The sequence below is a fragment of the Comamonas sp. HJ-2 genome (assembly GCF_053615495.1).
The window spans coordinates 72,550-88,251 of record NZ_JBSIFD010000024.1 but is presented as its reverse complement, the minus strand read 5'-3'; the positions used below and the strand labels follow the sequence as shown (position 1 = coordinate 88,251).

The window sequence follows — 15,702 nt, the reverse complement described above, 5'->3', positions numbered from 1 at the left end:
TGAGCACCAGCCCGCGCGCCTGCGTGTCTGCGTCATCAATCACTCTGGCCACGTCCTGACTGTCAAGGGCGTTACCGAGGCCCTGGCAGGCCTGCAGCTCACCTTGCCTCCCTGCGGCAAAAGCGACTCTTTCGAGATCGCTGAGCAAGAGCTGCCCGACTTGGAAGAGGCCGTGAGCTTTGCACAAACGAGCAACTACCAGCGCCCCGGCGCGCTGCAGCTGCATATTGAAAAGGCTATCAAATGAGCGGCTTTCGCCCCTTTACGCGCCAGCTCGGCGCGCAGCCCGGTGTTCAACTCAATCCGCTGGCTGACCAGACGGACGGCGTTGTACCCGATAACTCCGACCAAGTGGGCGCGACTATCGCGCGCCTGACCCGTGGCCGCATCGACCAGCCGTTTCCCACGACCAAGGGCAACTTGGTGCAGAAGACCGGCAAAGCAGAGGCGCTGCGCGTCAACGCTCTGAATGAGTCCAAGCTGAGCGCCTATGAAGGCTTGGGCAAAGGCATGTCCGCTTGCGTGGTGCAGCGCATGGTTTCCGAGAATGCCCGCAAGCTGTATGCCGTGGTGCGCCTCAACGGCGCGACCTCGGAGACTGCGGACATTGTTGACTACTCAGTGTCCGAGCAGGCCCCGACCGCGAACTACAGCATGTACCTCATGCACCACGACTGCTTCAACGATGGCATTCGCATCCTGGTTCATGCCGATGCAACGCCCGTAGGCGGTACTCCTGAGCCGAATCCGGTCATCACCCTGCGCGTTACCGACCCGACCGGCATTCTCTTGCATCAGTTCACAGGCTCTCTGGACAAGAATGCGGTCAATGACTATGGCATGAGCAACTTCTTGCCTGACATCATTGCTGGCCAGACCCAAGCGCTAACGCTTGTCGTGGCTGACGGCGCTAAGGTCAACGTCAACAGCAATGCCTATGGCCGCTCGATCACCGGCAAGGAAAACTGGGCCAGCTCCGAAACGCTGGTTTGCTTCCAGGAAGGCGGCACGACTTACTCTGTCGCAGACCAAGACCGATGGCTGAATGCCCTGCGCAATACCCGAATCCCATTCGGCTATATGTTCACCGGCGGCAACCAAAACACCCAGTTTTTGAACAAGTGGGCAGCCCTGGCCGACGAAATCAACATCCCCCTCAAGGTGGATTTAAACGGCAAGGACAACCCCGAAACCGTCATCAAGACCCGCAACGCCATTGCTGCCGAAAGCCAGCTGGTGCATTTCAACTGGATGCCTATCGAAGCCGACGACCCGCTCAACGGTGGCCGCGCTGTCTGGGGTGCCGGTGGCTTGCAAGTGGGCCTGTCCTGCGCACGCAATGCGCGCGTCAATGGCAAAGGCTTCGCTCCCAAGAATTGGCCCATCAGCGGCGCCCTGTGGCCCGTGCAGCGCGCAAACATGCGTCAGCTCTACACGCCCTCTGAGGCTGAGCTGTCCGACTTGGCGCGTGCTCAGATCAATCCCGTCCTGTACGAAACCTACAACGGCGGTACCAAGGTTGTCTTTACCGACTGCCTGACCGCTGCGAAGAGTCTGGTTTCTTTCCGCCGCCTGCAGAACGTGGCCGAAATGGCCGCGTCCATTGATAACGCGATCGCTCTGGCCGCCAAGGAATACAGCCAACGCCCGATGGCTTCCTTCATCAAGGAAATGAGCGACTTCATGACCAAGTTGTTTGAAGGCGCACAAGCCTCCGAATGGCTGGTTCCCTCCGAAGGCCTCCCCGGTAACGCTGCATTCGCCTTTGAAGTGGCCCCCAGCGAAGCCAAGCCCGCCGACACGGTGATGGTCAATTACTACACCTCCTATGACGGTGTGGCCCGCCAAGTGTTCCTGCAACAAACCCTCGTCAAATAAGGAATCTCATGTCTTCTGTAGTCACTACCCACGGCGCCGCTTCCATCCTGGACGGCCTGGGCGTTTTCACCCCCAAGCCCAACGCTGAGCAGCTGGCCACGCATAAGCAGCAGCTGCTCGATGCTGCCGGTGCAGCAGCTGCAAGCTACACGTCCGCCGACATTCGCGGCGAGGCTGTGGCCATGGTCATCGCCTGGGGCTCCGCCCCCAGCTCCGATCTGGCCGAAGGCGAAACCTTCACGGCACGCCTGAATGCAATGCTGGTCGGCGTGGCCGATGCCAACAAGGACGGCGATATCTCCGACGACGAGGCAGACGTTATCCAGATCGCCGCTCAAGCTGTCGCAGACTTCCTGGTCAGCCGTGGCGTGTCCGACGCCGATGTGCTGGCCCTGCTGGAAGATGACAGCGCCGAAGCAGGCGACCGTGTGCATGAGCTGCTGTCCGACCTGCTGCCCACCGGCGACGACGAGCAAATGGCCGAGGTTGACGCTTTCGTGTTCGACCAGGAATCGTCTGAATCGGTGCTCGATAGCGTGCTCGATGCGGTCTACAAAAAGAAGATCGCCATTCGCCACGGTAAGAAGGTGCGCATCAACAAGCGTGTCAGCGGTACCGTGCGCCTGAGCGCGGCTCAGAAGGTGGCCATCAAAAAGGCCGTCATGAAGTCCCGCAGCTCCATCGCCAAGGTGCGCCGCCTCAAGTCCATGAAGGTGCGCCGCAACATGGGCATCAAGTAAGGGATAGGCTGCCGTGGCTGATGCAACCAAAAACGGCAGCCAGCCCGCCCTGTCTTCGGACTGGGGCGGGCTGTCTAAACACCTTCTGGCCACCTTCTTCGCCGTGAAAAAGGCCACGTCTGATGACAAAAAGGTGATTCGCTGGGAGCGAGTCATGGAGCAGCCCGAGGTGATTGCTCCCATCACAGACTCCAACATTCAGATAACCCTCAACTGGCAGAGCCCCTTTGAAAACATGGGCCCTGACCAGCAGTTTTCTACGCTCTCGGCCATGCTGCAGGCGGGCGGCTTCACATCGCTGCTGTCCCAGATTCAGGCCCTTGTGCCCCAGTTCATGCAGGGTGCAGCAGAGGGAGCCCGCGACACTGCGGCAAGCCTGGAAGGCCGAAGCAACCTGACAAAGCTCAACTCTTCGCAGGTCTTCAACGGCATGCCCCCGATGCGAATTCCCCTGACTGCCCACTTTCGCGCTTTCAAGAATGCTAAGCAGGAAGTTACGGCCCCCATGAACAAGCTCATGGAGTGGGCACTGCCGCAAAAGATCGCCGCTGACGGCATTGTCAACACGGCACTGCAGGGGCGCCCCGAGCTATTCCCGTCGAAAGTGCCTCAGATCATTGGCATGAAGTTCGCCGGGATGATTCTTGCCCCCCTGGTGATTGAGAACATGCCCTATCCGCTGGAAGGCCCCCGCGACTCGACAGGCCACCTCACGCATGCCTCTCTGCAGATGGAGATTGCATCGCTGAGCGCCATCGACAAGGACGACTGGGCCAGCTACAGCAATGGGTCAACCAACAAGAATTTTGGGTACTGATCGTGATAATTTTCCAGAAGCTGCGCACCGAGCGCATTTGTGTTCAGCTGCAGGAGCTGACGCTTGGCCAAGCCGGGGCCCTGTGCCGCGAGGCGCCCGACCGCCAAGAGCTGACCACCACCAGCATGCTACGTGCCGTGGCCAGCTCGGCCATCGCGCCTACGCCGCGCTATGTGACAGACCCCCTGCTTTGGACGGTGCAGGAGCGCAATTACCTCCTGGCCATGTATCTCGCTCAGATCATGTCCGATGGGCCGGACTTCACGATCGCGGGCGAGGCCAAGCTGAGCCACTACCTGGACTATGAAGCGGATCTGCGCCAGACCAGCACCTTAGTGACCACCAAGGGGCAGCCTTTCACGGTCTATCCGCTGCTGGGGGTGCATGCGCAAGCCCTGGAGACGATGGTATCCAACCGGGGGGAGTGGCTGCTTGGCGCCATGGCCTGCACAGTCTTTGCCGCCAATGAGGCCCCCCCTGATTGGGGGGCAATGAGCGAGTCCCAAGTGCAGGCCTGGATTGAAGCAAAGACCGTTGCCATGGATGACAGGCCCGAGAGCGAAGCCGAGGCCTTCTACCTGGCCTGGGAGGGTGGCCAACAGAACCTACGTCACTTCTTCGACCTGTCCTTTGACGATAAGGGCATCTGCTTCTGGCCGATCAAGGAAAGCGAGGTGGGGCAACTTGCACCCGCCCGGTTTCGCGCCATTTCCGCTGTCTCTGGAGTCACGAAGCGACTATATGGACTCGCTGACTGAGCAGGCGGCCATGCTGGCCTTGCACGGCAATACGCCGCTGCCGCTGGCCAACGCTACGCCGCTCAGTGATGTACGCATTTTTTTTGAGTCCAAGGCCTTCAAGGACTACACCAAGCAGCAAGAGAACCGCAGCAAGACCATCAGCACCTTGTTTGACCGCCTCAACAACATCGTGAAGGCGATCAACGCGCTCGGCGGCGGGCGGCGCAGGTAGCGAAATCGGAAAGAAGGCCCAAGCACCACGACTTGGGCCTTTCACATTGGCGGGCATGACTTACCTCAACCCCCCCAAAAAAGGAGGTGGCCATGCCTGAGCCAACCTCTACATCAGTAGGCCTCTCAACCCTGGTTGCGACCGGCCTGTCGTCCACTGCGGTGACGGCCTTCGGTGTGCCCTTGGGCCTGCATGCAGACGTGCTCTGCGCGGGCTTCTCGGGCGCCCTGGCGGCCATCATCCTGCTCAACAGTGTCCCCGGCTCGACCGACTCCTGGCGCGAGCTGGTGAAGACCACGACGCGGCGCATGGCAGTGGTGGCCACATCGAGCTTGACCGCTGGCTACATCACGCCGTTGATGATGCTCTCGGCCAGCATTCCCATGGAGAAAAAAGAGCTGGTGCTTGCCTCTGCGTTTGTCGTGGGTTGCGGTGCTCAAAAGCTCTTGGCCATGTTCATGCGTAAGTTCGCCAAGCCCACCAAAAACGGGGGTCAAGCATGAATTCCCTTCACGCCATTTACCTGCTGGCCACCGTCATCGTCCTGGCCGAATCCCTCAACAAGATTGAGCGCTGCAACGCCAAGCAGCTGCCCAATCTCGACCTGCGCGGCAAGGCCGCTCTCGTCCTCAAGTGCATCGCCTGGGTGCTCTTCGCTTTCGCCTCTGGCGGCTACCTGATCGGCCTTTTTCTGGATGGCGCCCCGCCCGTGAATTTCCGCGAATACATGCTCATGTGCGCCTTTGCCGTGCTGATCGTGCGCACCCGCGTGAAGGAAGGCTGACATGAAAAAGCTCACTGCAGAAATCGTGGCGGCAGGCACGGGCTCAAGCCTGCGGCTGGCTGCCTCATGGGTCGATGTGCTGGCCATCACCTGCCAGACCTACGGCATCGACACTGAAAAGCGCGTGGCGATGTTCCTGGCGCAAATCGGCCATGAGTCCGGCAGTCTCGTCTATACCCGCGAGCTGTGGGGCCCGACCCCTGCCCAGAAGACCTATGAGCGTGACCCTGGCCAAGCCTGGAGCGCCACCAATGCCCGCAACAAAAAGGCCTTCACGCTGGGCAATGCCTTTGCTGGCGACGGCAAACGCTACATGGGCCGGGGGCTTATCCAAGTGACCGGGCGCGGCAACTATGCCGAGGCCTACAAGCGCATGAGCCGCATCTACCAGGGCGTGCCCAACTTTGTGATGAAGCCCGAGGATTTGGAGCTGCCCCAGTGGGCCGCCCTATCTGCCGGTGACTTCTGGGACAGCCGCAACCTCAACGCACTGGCCGACCGGGGGGAATTTACCAAGATGACGAGCAAGATCAACGGCGGCACCAACGGCGAAGACCACCGCCAACAGCTCTTCTTCCAGGCCATTGATGCCATCCATGACGTTTGATCGGGCCGTCTCATTGGTTGCCGTAGTCCTGGCGGCAGCCCTGGCCTTTCTCTACCACGGGGCCACTCGGGACGTGGCACGCCTGGAGCTGGCCGAGCAAACCCGCAAGGCTGGCCAGCTGCAGGCCAATCAAGAAATCCAGCAAGACAACAGCCAACGAGAGGAAACCTATCGTGAAGACACCAGCAGCGCACAAGAGGCTTATCGGGCCACTGAAAAAGCTGAGCTTGAGCGCCTGCGTGGCCAGCTTTCTGATGCTCACCGGCTGCGCTCAAGCACCGAAGAGCGAGCCCGTCTATATCGCCAGCAGGCCGAAGCTGGAGCCGCTGCCGCCCGAACTCTCGCAGATCGACTGGCAGAAATGGACGCCAGTTTGTCAGAGGGCCGAGAGCTGGTTGTCGAACTCCAAAATGCTCTTGGAGAACGTGAACGGCTTCTGAGGCTGGCCAGCGAAACTCTGGCAGCTACCAGGAAGGCCGCAGAATGAAAAAAGCCCGGACAACCGGGCTTTTTCTATGGGGTAAACATTTGCTGCAACACGGCAAGAACTTTGTGAAGCACCACCGTTTTGACAGCTCCTTTGTATTCCAGCAATCGGGCTTTATCAACGGCGCGAATCTGGTCAGCCAAAAACAGGCCATGCTTTGTCTGAAAAGTGACGGGCACGCGGAATGGGGCCTCAAATCCTTCTGTCGTCATTGGCACAATGATGACCGTCCTCAACTGTCTATTCAGCTCATCAGGTGAGACGATCAAGCAAGGCCGCGCTTTCTGAATTTCTGCGCCCACTGTCGGGTCAAGGTTTACGAGCCAAACCTCACCACGCTTCGCCGCTCTGGAAGTCACCATACAAGCTTTTCATCCTCGGCATTGCCAAACTCACCCAGCACCAGGGCATCTTCGCCACGAGCGGCGATCTCGGCGGCGGCAGCTTCCCAGCCGGAACGAACGGGCTTTTCAACCTTGCGCAAGACAAGGTGGCCGCCTTCGATGAACGCCTCTGCAATGGCTGCGCCTTGCAAGCCAGCCTGGAGCAGCATCGTTTTTGGGATGACAACTCCCTTGCTGTTTCCAATGTCACGAATAGCTAGTTCCATATCCTCACCTTGTTAGAACTAAGTTATAACAATCGAAAGTATATCAAGTCCTTTTTTTTTGCTCAAGTCCCTTGCTTTTCATGGTGACTGACCTCTATTCATCAGAAGGAGGGAGCTGGGGGAAATTGGGCAAAGCTCACCCTAAAGGCCACAAAAGATAGCCTTTCGGTGCTTCGCCCAATCGAACTTTCACCGTCAGTCGGTCGCAGTACGTCACTGGGCACGCGAGACGCATTCGGGCGCTCGCGCTCACCACTTCACGGCCCCGATGGCCGCCCCTATCGCCGTGTGGCTTTCGCTCTGGCTTCGCGCTGTGACAGGGTTCCCATTCTTGCGCGTAGGCTCACCAAAACCGAATCGAGATATGGCGCAGCTCTGCCCGTGGGGGCCGACCCCCGTGGACGCAGTTACCCCTTACGCATTTGTTAGGGCGCAACAAAGCCGCGTCAAATGACGCTTAAATTTTGGCGCGCAAGGGAGTTTCTTGAGGAAATTGATATAATTTTCCTCAAGGTAGCATCCATTGCGGTAGGTGGATAGCTGCCAGAAAAGCCAAGTGATTCCAGCCACTTGGCTTTTCGCTTTTTGGGCGCACTATCCGATGCCGTGGGCAGATACTAACACCCAAAAACTAAAAGTTTTGTCACTGTCGGCGGCCCTGGCCGCTTTTTTGTTACCCAAGTGGAACAGACCCCCCGTTTTTGGGGGGTGTTTGTTGCGTTTTGTTGACGACAGGTAACAAACCCCCCCGTTTTTGGGGGGTTGTGTGCAGCTCCAAAACGCGGCGATTGCACCGGCTTTGATGGCTGTCAGGCTGCAGCGATTTTGGCGCGTCACTTTTTTTTCATTCCTTGACGTAGGATGTGGGGATGCGCCATTTCCTCATAAACCAGCTCCGCTATTCCGCTGCTGACTGCGTGCAAGGCATCCTGATTGACCCGCAGTTACCAGCCGATTTCGACAGTACCCCCAACGATGACAGGCCCCCTGAGCAAATGGCCATGTGGGGCATGCCGTACATCGTAAGCAATGGTGCGGGCCGGTATGACGTGCGCTGCCTGGACGGCGGCGCTTGGGATAGATCGACCTGGAAGGGCCAAGCGGCCACGATCGAGGCCGCCGTAGAGCTGGCCAGACACTTGCTGGCACATCCTCGCGTGGACGAGCTGCACCCGCTCGATGGGAGTCTGAGCAACGGCTTTTCAGTGAGCATTTTGATGGGCCCAGACGAAGAGGTGTTGAAGCGCTATGGCCGTTGACCTCTTTCTGATCGAAGGCGAGCGGGACGCGCCGGTGGAGTTTCGCGCCTGGAGGCAGGCCCAGGCCGAGCACAAAGCCGTCTTTGAAAAGGCGATGAAGGCCATTGAAGAGCACGGCGACACATCATCCGAATACCTCGCACTTGATGCGCAAGGCGTTGCCCTCTGCAGATTCCACTCTAAATGGACACCTGTTCCAGTATTTCGTGGACAGCTCACCACTCCACTTGGACACCTGGCTACTTCGGCTACCGGCCACAAGCGGTCCTTGGCGCACTGCGAACACCTCAGCGTTCTTGCTCACGAAAAGAAGAAACCGTCACGCGCACCTGACGTTGCCCTATGTCTCATGCAAGGGCATACCCTAAACATTACGTTCGTAATGTTATGATTATCCCATGTCTCAAGGTGTCCATCGGCCGAAGCGGCCCGAACTCGTCAAAGCGCTTCTGCTCGACGCATGCGCGCAGCAACTTCTAAGCGGAGGCCCGCTTTCCATCGGTGTGGTCGCCGATATTGCCGGTGTCACCAAGGGCGCTGTTCAACACCACTTTCCGACACGTGAAGACCTGGTGCACGCCCTCTACGACCATTTGGCTGAGGAGTTTCAAGCGCAAGTTGCAGACGACGGTTCCGGCGCTTCGGCTGCGTGGCGGTATGCCCGAATAGCCCTTCAAGGTCCCTGCGCTGATTCGGCTAAGAGAGGCAAGGCTCTCCTTGCGGCATGCGTCTCTGAACGGACAGTGAATTCGAAGTGGGTTGATTGGGTGCGCGGGGACCGCGTGCATGACGGAACCGACATAAACAAGCTACTGGCCCGTCTCGCCGCAGATGGACTTTGGCTTTCTGAAGTTTTGGGCATCTATGACCTGTCCTCAGGGGAGCGCGAAGCACTCAAACGTTTGATTCATCAACTAGCCGAAGGAACTTGAATGTCCCCCTATCTGCCCCTCTCTGTTGCCATCGTTGCAGAAGTCGTTGCCACCACTGCCATGAAGTCGTCAGACGGATTTACCCGGCTTTGGCCAAGCCTGATCGTCGTGGCCGGATACATGGTTGCGTTCTATTTCCTCTCGATGACCCTCAGGACATTGCCGACCGGCATCGCCTACGCAATTTGGGCAGGCGCGGGGATTGTGCTCATCACACTCGTGGGGTGGATCATTCACAAGCAGACCCTAGACCTCCCTGCACTTCTCGGCATGAGTTTGATCGTTAGCGGTGTGCTGGTCATCAACATCTTTTCTAAGTCAGGCGCTCACTAAATCGTCAAGGCCCGCTTTGGGTCGTTTGCTGCCGTCCACGTTACGCAGCTAGGTGTCCATTTATTTTTGGACTACTGTCCACGAGCACTGGAACGGGCGACCAAGTAAGACTGGAATCTGCACCCTCGCCGCGCGCATCATTGAGCTGGAATCCACGGCCCGCGCCGCGTGGCTCTGGGGCTCCAAAAATAAGTAGCGATAAACAGTTTCCAAGGCTTCACGCCCCCCGTAATTGGGGGGCTTTTTTATGCCCGTTCGATTACCGGCACAAATGTGCCCCAGAATGTCCTAAAACATATCTTTTAGGACATATCCAGAAAATGCGCTCTACAAAAGCTCCATATATCAGTCTGGAAACCCTTGAAACCGTGCTTTTGGCCCAAACAGGGCGGCACGGTCAGCGCAACAGGGTGATATTGCTCATGTCCCATTTCTGCGGGCTGCGAGCTATGGAGCTGGCCAACCTCACACGCGGCGACGTGATCGACCGCAAAGGAGAGGTCAAGCAAGCTATCCAGCTGACGGAGGAAATGACGAAAGGCCGCAAGTTTAGAGAGGTCTTTCTGATGGATGAACGCACCCGAATGGAGCTAAAAAACTACACGCTTGAGAACCCAGGCGATCCATTATGTAGCCTATTTAAATCTCAGCGTCACGGCTTTTTCACGCCAAATACTATGCAGAAGCTGATTGCAAACTGCTACAAATCAGCGCAGATAAAGGCAAGCTCTCACAGCGGAAGGCGCTCATATGCAACTAGGCTTATTGAAAATGGTGCTGATATTTACAGCATTAAAACTCTCATGGGCCACAGCTCAATAAGCACCACGGAAAGATATTTCACTCACAACAGCGAGAGATTAAAGAGACTGACAAAGCTACTTTCAAAACAGAATCAAGATTAATTAAATGGAATCCAAAAACGAAAGTAGTCCTAAATTGATAGCAGACAATGCAGTTATATCAATGAATTAAGACTATTTATAAAAATAAAACCTTGGTTGCCAAGCCAGCCAAGCCTACCAAGGCAGACAAGGCAATCAAGCAAGCAAATGCAGCCAAGGCAGGTAAGCCATGCAAGGCAGCCAATGCAGCAAAGGCAGACAAGGCAACCAAACAAGCCAAGGCAGCCAAGCAATACAAGGCAGGCAACCTTTGCAAGCTGACCAAGACATACAAGCCAGCCAATCAAACTAAGCCAGATAAGCAGGGTTGCATTGGCTGGCCAAGTTGGCTTACCTGCACTGGTTGCATTGCCTGCATTGGCTGGTCTGGTAAGCCAGACTGCGCATCCTGGCTTGCTTGGGCAGGGCACATTTGTTACGCTCTAGTCCAAGACACGCACGCGCGCGCCAAGCCACCGCCACCGCGCCGCGCCCGCCACCACCATTGCCCAGGAGTTGCCCATGAGCCCAACACCATCGAAAACCGCGACCAAGAAGGCCGCCGCAGCAAAGCCAAAGGTCATCACCAAGGCCAGCATTGCCGCGATGCTGGAGCGCGCGGGCGATGGGGCGCTGCTGGATAGTCCTGGCGGCTTTGTCGTGGCTGTGATGAATGAAAAGGGCGGCGTGGGCAAAACCACCATGAGCACGCACCTCGCATGGATGTGTGCCGCGATCGGCTGGGACACGCTGCTTATGGACGTGGACATTCAAGGCAGCTCGACCAAGTGGGCCAACGTGCGCAACGACTACGGCCTACAGCCCATGATTCCGTGCGTGGGCCGCACGGGCAAGGTGGGCGCCGATATCGCAGCCATGGCCGCGCGCTTTGACGTGGTGATTGTGGATTCCGGTGGCCGGGACAGCCTGGAAATGCGCCAAGCGATCGGCGCCGCAGACGTAATGCTGCTGCCTGTGCAGGCTGGCCAGTACGACATTTGGAGCCTTGGCACGATGGATACCGCCGTCATGGACGTGGAGCAGCGCACCGGCGAAAGCCTGTCTGCAGGCATCACCTTCCTGAATATGGCCCAGTCCGCGCCCAACTCCACGCTCAACAGCGAAACGATGGACGCAATGCGTGGCTTGCAGCGTTTCCGCGCAATTGACCAGATGGTTGTCGATCGCGCGGCCTTTGCCCATGCCGCCACACGCGGCAGCACGATTTTTGAACTCGACCGCGTGGACGCGAAGGCTTGCGAGGAAATGTGCGGCGTTTTCAAAGAGGTTTTTGGCTATGACTACCCAATCTGAGCAGCAATCTCCCCCCCAAGGGAAAGCGGCTAAGCCCCGCATGAGCCTTCATGGAAGCAAGGCAGACGTGATGCCGCCTGCAGTTGCTGAGCGCATCGCCGCCCGTGATCGCCGCCTAAGAGCACTCGATGGATGGTCGTCTGAGCCGCTGGAGCGCGCCGTCGATGACTTCAACGGCGCCAAGGATGGGCACACAGACGGGAATCAGGATGGTGGCAATGCGGTTGCCAGTGCGGAGGGCGAAAAGCGCGCAGAAGGCCATTTAGAGGCTTCTGGCGGCAATGCGCCTCTGAATACTCAATCTGGCGCGGAAGTGCAGCCCGAGAACCAGGCCCCGGCCACGGTCGAAGCCGCGCCGGTGGCGATCGCGCCCCAGCCGAATCCCGCAGGGGAAGCAGCCGATCTGGTGACAAGTACAGCGTCTGCGCCCGCGCAGGAGCCCGCATCGCCAGCTGATGGCGAAGAGGAAGAAGACGAGGATACGGCGCCCCAGCGTGGCCGCCCTCGCCTGCGCCCTCTGCCTGAGCTGGTGAAGCTATCCGCCGAGGGTGACAAGATTTTCAAGGCCATGACGATTGACCTGCCGTTGAATGTGCATGAAAAGCTCAACTGGCTGGCCGGTACCACCTTCGGCATGAACAAGAAGAGCATTTTGCTGAGCTTGCTTGAGCCCCAGTTGGATGCGATGTTGCGCGAGCAGGGTTACAAGGTGCCCAGCTTCAAGGCCAAGAAATGAGCGAGAAGACGCCGCCACCAAGGAAAGCGCCCAACACTTCGGGGGATGACTTTCAAGACATTCACGAAATGCACAGCGATGGCTTGCAGAACGGGGAGCCTTGGGCTGGTGGCATTGACGGCAATGTGATTGACCTGGAAGTCTCGTTTGTCCACATGCTCAAGTCCCTTGTGTGGGATGGCTATGTGGCCACGATGGGCGCCCAGGCTTTCGCCGTGCTGACTGTCATCAAGTGCCATGCTGAATTTGTGACTGGAGAGGCTTTCCCCTCTCGGGCGCGCATCTGTGAGCTGACCGGGCTCAACATCAAGACCGTGGACGCGGCGATTAAGAAGCTGTCAACCATGGGCTTGCTGAAAAAGGAAAAGGTAGAAGGGCGGCGAAGCATGACCTATACCGTTGTTGAGCCCATGCCGGTGCATAAGGACGGGGTTGTCCTGGCCGTGGCAGAAAAGGATTACTCGCCCCAGGATTTCCGTGATGTGGCCGGTTTGAAGCAGGCAATCATCCAGGCTCTGCAAACAGGGGTTGTATCTGGTGCTGGTGCCCAAGGCCTGACGGTGAATATCAATGTCACGCATCAGCATTACTCCGTGAAGCAGGGTGACAACTCCACATTCAACGCCGTGGGCAATCAGACGTTGATTCAGGCGAGCAAGACCAGGGCCGAGCGTGTGCGAAAGCGCGGTAAGGTCAACAGCGCTTGGTGATCGGTGCTCATTTTTTGAGCGGGCGGCAAAGGGCGAGTTATCCCTTTTTCTTAATGGTATTAAGTTTCCTTTTATTAGTCCCCCATGGGTGGGGGGGTTCAAGGCCTTAATCCCCCCATTGGCGGGGGGGAAGTTATCAACATGCCCCCCAAAAACGGGGGTGCTTTTTTATCCAGCGGGATAACTTCGTGGATAACTTTGACGCTCTGTTTTTTCGCTCAAAACCATTAAAAAAGGCCGCAATATAAGCGGCCTTTGCTATTTTAATGATAGCTTTCAGAATGGTATGTCTGAGTCGTCAACGGGCCCGCGTTGAGGGGCTGGCCGGTAGCCATCGCGCGCGTCAGCGTAGGCGCTTCGCCCCTGCTGGGGGTGCTGCTGCTGGCTACCTTGGCGGGGTTGTTGGCCGCCTTGCCGGGGCTGCTGCTGGCCCTGGCGCGGCTGCTGCTGACGCTGGGGGTCTTGATACTCCCCGTAGCCCTCATTGCCGTATCCGCCGTCCTGGCCAGAGCCTTGACGGTTGCCGAGCATCTGCATGGTGTCTGCGCGAATCTCGGTGGCGTAGCGTTCCTGGCCGCTTGCTTGATCTGTCCATTTGCGCGTGCGCAAGCTGCCCTCAACGTAGAGCTGGGAGCCTTTGCGCACGAACTGCTCAACGATATCGGCCACCTTGCCATTGAAGATCACGCGATGCCATTCAGTCGATTCGCGGTTTTCGCCGGTGTTCTTGTCGCGCCAGCGGTCGGTTGTGGCAATGGAGACGTTAGCCACCTTGTCGCCACTGGGGAAGGTGCGAATTTCTGGGTCGCGGCCCACGTTGCCGACGATGATTACTTTGTTCACTGATGCCATTGGGGTGCTCCTGTTTCCTTGCCAGCCATCCCGGCAAGGGTCAAAAAAGGCGGCAAGATTGCCGCCTATTGGTGATGCTGGGCCTCAGTCCGTGATGGGGAGGGAGGCGCTTTCCGCTTTCGCGTCAATGGTGTGGCGCGTGGTCGTGCTGGCCTTGAACTTCACTACCCTGCGCGGGGGGACTCGCAGCTCTTCATTGGTGCCCCAGTGGCGGGCCATGGTGGATTTGCGCTCAACGATGGCGAATTTACCGAAGCCGTGGATATTGATGACGTTGCCTTTTTCAAGGGCGTCTTGTATCGCCTGGAAGGCCGCACCCAGCATGCCTTGGCATTCAGTCTGGCTGCGCCCCGTAGCGCTGGCCATGAGGCGGGCGATATCGGTATGGCCGTAGTTTGCGCGGCCCATTTTGATGCGCTTTGCGCTGCTCATGACTGCACCTCTTCGGGGCGCTTGGCATCGCTGCCGAAGGCGGTCAGGAAGGCGCCGTGTTTGGGGTCGGTGCCGCGCTCATTCAGGCCGAAGGCGGCAAACAGATCAGGCAGCATGCGGCCCAGTTCGCCGGTGAAGATCGTGCAATTGGTGTCGAATGCATCCACGCCGCCATCGTCCTTGTCGTCTGCTGGTTCCTTGGAGCTGGTCACGTCCAGCAGTTCAAGGCTGCTCAGGCGCATGGTGCTGTCCAGGTCGAAGCTCATGCGGTCGTCATAGGTGACTCGCACCCAGTCAACGGCCATGCCCGCCCGGATTTGATCGCGCAGCCCATCGGTATCGAGGCTGATGTGACGGTAGGCGACCTTGGCTTTCGTATCAATCGAGTCCAGCTGGCAGGCGCGACCGAGGCTGAATTTCTCGGGCGGCTGCTGGCTCAGAAGCCATTGGCTGAGCGTGCCTGCGCTGCCGTAGGCGGGCGTGATGTTGCCTGCGGCCAATGACTTTGCGGCAGTCACCAGCTCGCTCATGAATACGTCCAGGGAGCCTTGCGAGGTCGTATCCATCGCAATCAGGCCTCGGGCCGGGTCAATGGCAAAGTCGATGCGGCTGGTGCGCGAGAAGGCACGCGGCAGCAGAGTCTTGATCGCTTCATCCTTGAGCGTGCGCTTTTCCTTGCGGCCCACGGTGCGCCCTTCTTCATCCTTGATGCGCTTGATTTCCTTATTCACCTCCTTGGAAACCTCGGCAGTCGGCACAGAGCGGCGCTCGATGAAGAAAGAGCCATGCCACCAGCCAGAAACAGACTCAAGCATGGCGCCATGCTCTTCGCCGCGAGGGGGCATGAAGCCGCTTGAGGCCTCTTGGGTGGGTGTGGCCGGGACGAATTGGCGGGTCTGCAGGGACTCTTCCAATTCAGCGAAGGTGGGCAGATTTTGGAGCGTGTAGAAGGAGACGGCTTTGAAAAATTGCATGGCTTACTTTGCGGAGTCTTGAGAGAGGCTTGCGTTCATGGTGAGGATGGCTTTGCGGTGCAGCTCATAGGAAGCTGCGACTTGCTCGCCGCGTTCTTCGTGCTTGCGCTCGGCCTCAATGGCGCGGGCATCAAGCACGGCTTGCGCTTTGTCGGCGTCAACGGCGGCCTGCATTTCCAGGTCGTCGGTGCAGCCAGAGAGAAGGACAACGACAGCTGCAGCGGCAGAGAGAGTCAGCACGACGCGGGCGATGCGCTTGGCCAAGCTGGGAGCTGCACTGACGTGCAGGATTGCACCCTCGCCCCAGGCCTCAGACATGGAGCGGGGAGCGCGGAGATTGCGATTGCTTGCGGTCATGGCGGTAACTCCTGTTATCAAATC

At 58.2% G+C, this 15,702-nt stretch carries 24 protein-coding genes; 18 read left to right on the top strand and 6 right to left on the bottom strand.

All coding sequences use genetic code 11. The annotated features are described in order from the left end of the window. The 10 genes from ACWGXF_RS19210 to ACWGXF_RS19165 form a co-directional block, all read left to right on the top strand. The coding region (locus ACWGXF_RS19210) for a hypothetical protein (RefSeq protein WP_452102360.1) at positions 1-247 on the top strand (247 nt) is incomplete at its 5' end. Continuing rightward, on the top strand, positions 244-1,878 hold the full coding sequence (locus tag ACWGXF_RS19205; RefSeq protein ID WP_452102359.1) for a hypothetical protein: 1,635 nt from the start codon (positions 244-246) through the stop codon (positions 1,876-1,878). The genes ACWGXF_RS19210 and ACWGXF_RS19205, both read left to right, overlap by 4 nt. Positions 1,879-1,886: 8 nt before the next feature. After that, entirely contained in the window at positions 1,887-2,618 is a 732-nt protein-coding gene (locus ACWGXF_RS19200) for a hypothetical protein (protein WP_452102358.1), read from the top strand. A gap of 13 nt (positions 2,619-2,631) precedes the next feature. Continuing rightward, entirely contained in the window at positions 2,632-3,435 is an 804-nt protein-coding gene (locus tag ACWGXF_RS19195) for a hypothetical protein (RefSeq protein WP_452102357.1), read from the top strand. A 2-nt stretch (positions 3,436-3,437) separates the two neighbouring features. Next, a complete protein-coding gene (locus ACWGXF_RS19190) occupies positions 3,438-4,193 on the top strand; it encodes a hypothetical protein (RefSeq protein WP_452102356.1) in 756 nt (251 codons plus the stop codon). Then, on the top strand, positions 4,177-4,407 hold the full coding sequence (locus ACWGXF_RS19185; RefSeq protein WP_452102355.1) for a hypothetical protein: 231 nt from the start codon (positions 4,177-4,179) through the stop codon (positions 4,405-4,407). The genes ACWGXF_RS19190 and ACWGXF_RS19185 overlap by 17 nt, the downstream gene beginning before the upstream one ends. Before the next feature lie 92 nt (positions 4,408-4,499). Further along, positions 4,500-4,910 (top strand): hypothetical protein, encoded by a 411-nt coding sequence (locus ACWGXF_RS19180; RefSeq protein ID WP_452102354.1) that lies wholly within the window; start codon positions 4,500-4,502, stop codon positions 4,908-4,910. Further along, on the top strand, positions 4,907-5,191 hold the full coding sequence (locus ACWGXF_RS19175; protein WP_452102353.1) for a hypothetical protein: 285 nt from the start codon (positions 4,907-4,909) through the stop codon (positions 5,189-5,191). Before ACWGXF_RS19180 ends, ACWGXF_RS19175 begins: the two co-directional genes overlap by 4 nt. 1 nt (position 5,192) lies before the next feature. Next, positions 5,193-5,798, top strand: coding sequence for a glycoside hydrolase family 19 protein (locus ACWGXF_RS19170; protein WP_452102352.1), 606 nt, complete (start codon positions 5,193-5,195; stop codon positions 5,796-5,798). Beyond that, positions 5,779-6,285 carry a hypothetical protein gene (locus ACWGXF_RS19165; RefSeq protein ID WP_452102351.1) on the top strand — a complete coding sequence of 169 codons (507 nt, stop codon included), beginning with the start codon at positions 5,779-5,781 and terminating at the stop codon, positions 6,283-6,285. The genes ACWGXF_RS19170 and ACWGXF_RS19165 overlap by 20 nt, the downstream gene beginning before the upstream one ends. A gap of 26 nt (positions 6,286-6,311) precedes the next feature. On the opposite strand, the gene ACWGXF_RS19160 is transcribed toward ACWGXF_RS19165, so the two are convergent. Both ACWGXF_RS19160 and ACWGXF_RS19155 read right to left on the bottom strand, forming a co-directional pair. Further along, on the bottom strand, positions 6,312-6,647 hold the full coding sequence (locus tag ACWGXF_RS19160) for a type II toxin-antitoxin system PemK/MazF family toxin (protein WP_452102350.1): 336 nt from the start codon (positions 6,645-6,647) through the stop codon (positions 6,312-6,314). Further along, a complete protein-coding gene (locus ACWGXF_RS19155; RefSeq protein WP_452102349.1) occupies positions 6,641-6,895 on the bottom strand; it encodes an AbrB/MazE/SpoVT family DNA-binding domain-containing protein in 255 nt (84 codons plus the stop codon). Before ACWGXF_RS19155 ends, ACWGXF_RS19160 begins: the two co-directional genes overlap by 7 nt. 869 nt (positions 6,896-7,764) lie before the next feature. On the opposite strand from ACWGXF_RS19155, the gene ACWGXF_RS19150 reads away from it, so the two are divergent. The 8 genes from ACWGXF_RS19150 (at position 7,765) to ACWGXF_RS19115 (ending at position 13,063) form a co-directional block, all read left to right on the top strand. Beyond that, positions 7,765-8,154, top strand: coding sequence for a hypothetical protein (locus ACWGXF_RS19150; protein WP_452102348.1), 390 nt, complete (start codon positions 7,765-7,767; stop codon positions 8,152-8,154). Then, positions 8,144-8,545, top strand: coding sequence for a hypothetical protein (locus tag ACWGXF_RS19145; RefSeq protein WP_452102347.1), 402 nt, complete (start codon positions 8,144-8,146; stop codon positions 8,543-8,545). The genes ACWGXF_RS19150 and ACWGXF_RS19145 overlap by 11 nt, the downstream gene beginning before the upstream one ends. Before the next feature lie 7 nt (positions 8,546-8,552). Then, the gene (locus tag ACWGXF_RS19140; protein WP_043008328.1) at positions 8,553-9,086 is read left to right on the top strand and encodes a TetR/AcrR family transcriptional regulator; all 534 of its coding nucleotides are present in this window, start codon (positions 8,553-8,555) and stop codon (positions 9,084-9,086) included. Next, positions 9,087-9,419, top strand: coding sequence for a Qac-pB8 family quaternary ammonium compound efflux SMR transporter (qac, locus tag ACWGXF_RS19135; RefSeq protein ID WP_043008326.1), 333 nt, complete (start codon positions 9,087-9,089; stop codon positions 9,417-9,419). 320 nt (positions 9,420-9,739) lie between these two features. Continuing rightward, positions 9,740-10,324 (top strand): tyrosine-type recombinase/integrase, encoded by a 585-nt coding sequence (locus tag ACWGXF_RS19130; protein ID WP_452102346.1) that lies wholly within the window; start codon positions 9,740-9,742, stop codon positions 10,322-10,324. Positions 10,325-10,825: 501 nt separating this feature from the next. Continuing rightward, the gene (locus ACWGXF_RS19125) at positions 10,826-11,617 is read left to right on the top strand and encodes an AAA family ATPase (RefSeq protein ID WP_452102345.1); all 792 of its coding nucleotides are present in this window, start codon (positions 10,826-10,828) and stop codon (positions 11,615-11,617) included. A 40-nt stretch (positions 11,618-11,657) separates the two neighbouring features. Further along, positions 11,658-12,353, top strand: a complete 696-nt coding sequence (locus ACWGXF_RS19120) for a hypothetical protein (RefSeq protein ID WP_452102344.1) — start codon at positions 11,658-11,660, stop codon at positions 12,351-12,353. Next, the gene (locus ACWGXF_RS19115) at positions 12,350-13,063 is read left to right on the top strand and encodes a helix-turn-helix domain-containing protein (RefSeq protein ID WP_452102343.1); all 714 of its coding nucleotides are present in this window, start codon (positions 12,350-12,352) and stop codon (positions 13,061-13,063) included. Before ACWGXF_RS19120 ends, ACWGXF_RS19115 begins: the two co-directional genes overlap by 4 nt. A gap of 276 nt (positions 13,064-13,339) precedes the next feature. Here the strand turns inward: ACWGXF_RS19115 and ssb are convergent, their stop codons facing one another. From ssb to ACWGXF_RS19095, 4 genes are all read right to left on the bottom strand, one after another. Then, complete coding sequence (ssb, locus tag ACWGXF_RS19110; RefSeq protein WP_452102342.1) at positions 13,340-13,915, bottom strand: single-stranded DNA-binding protein; 576 nt, start codon at positions 13,913-13,915, stop codon at positions 13,340-13,342. An 84-nt stretch (positions 13,916-13,999) separates the two neighbouring features. After that, positions 14,000-14,347, bottom strand: coding sequence for an HU family DNA-binding protein (locus ACWGXF_RS19105; RefSeq protein ID WP_452102341.1), 348 nt, complete (start codon positions 14,345-14,347; stop codon positions 14,000-14,002). Further along, entirely contained in the window at positions 14,344-15,321 is a 978-nt protein-coding gene (locus tag ACWGXF_RS19100) for a recombination-associated protein RdgC (RefSeq protein ID WP_452102340.1), read from the bottom strand. Before ACWGXF_RS19100 ends, ACWGXF_RS19105 begins: the two co-directional genes overlap by 4 nt. Positions 15,322-15,324: 3 nt before the next feature. Further along, positions 15,325-15,678, bottom strand: coding sequence for a hypothetical protein (locus ACWGXF_RS19095; RefSeq protein ID WP_452102339.1), 354 nt, complete (start codon positions 15,676-15,678; stop codon positions 15,325-15,327). Positions 15,679-15,702 lie beyond the last annotated feature (24 nt).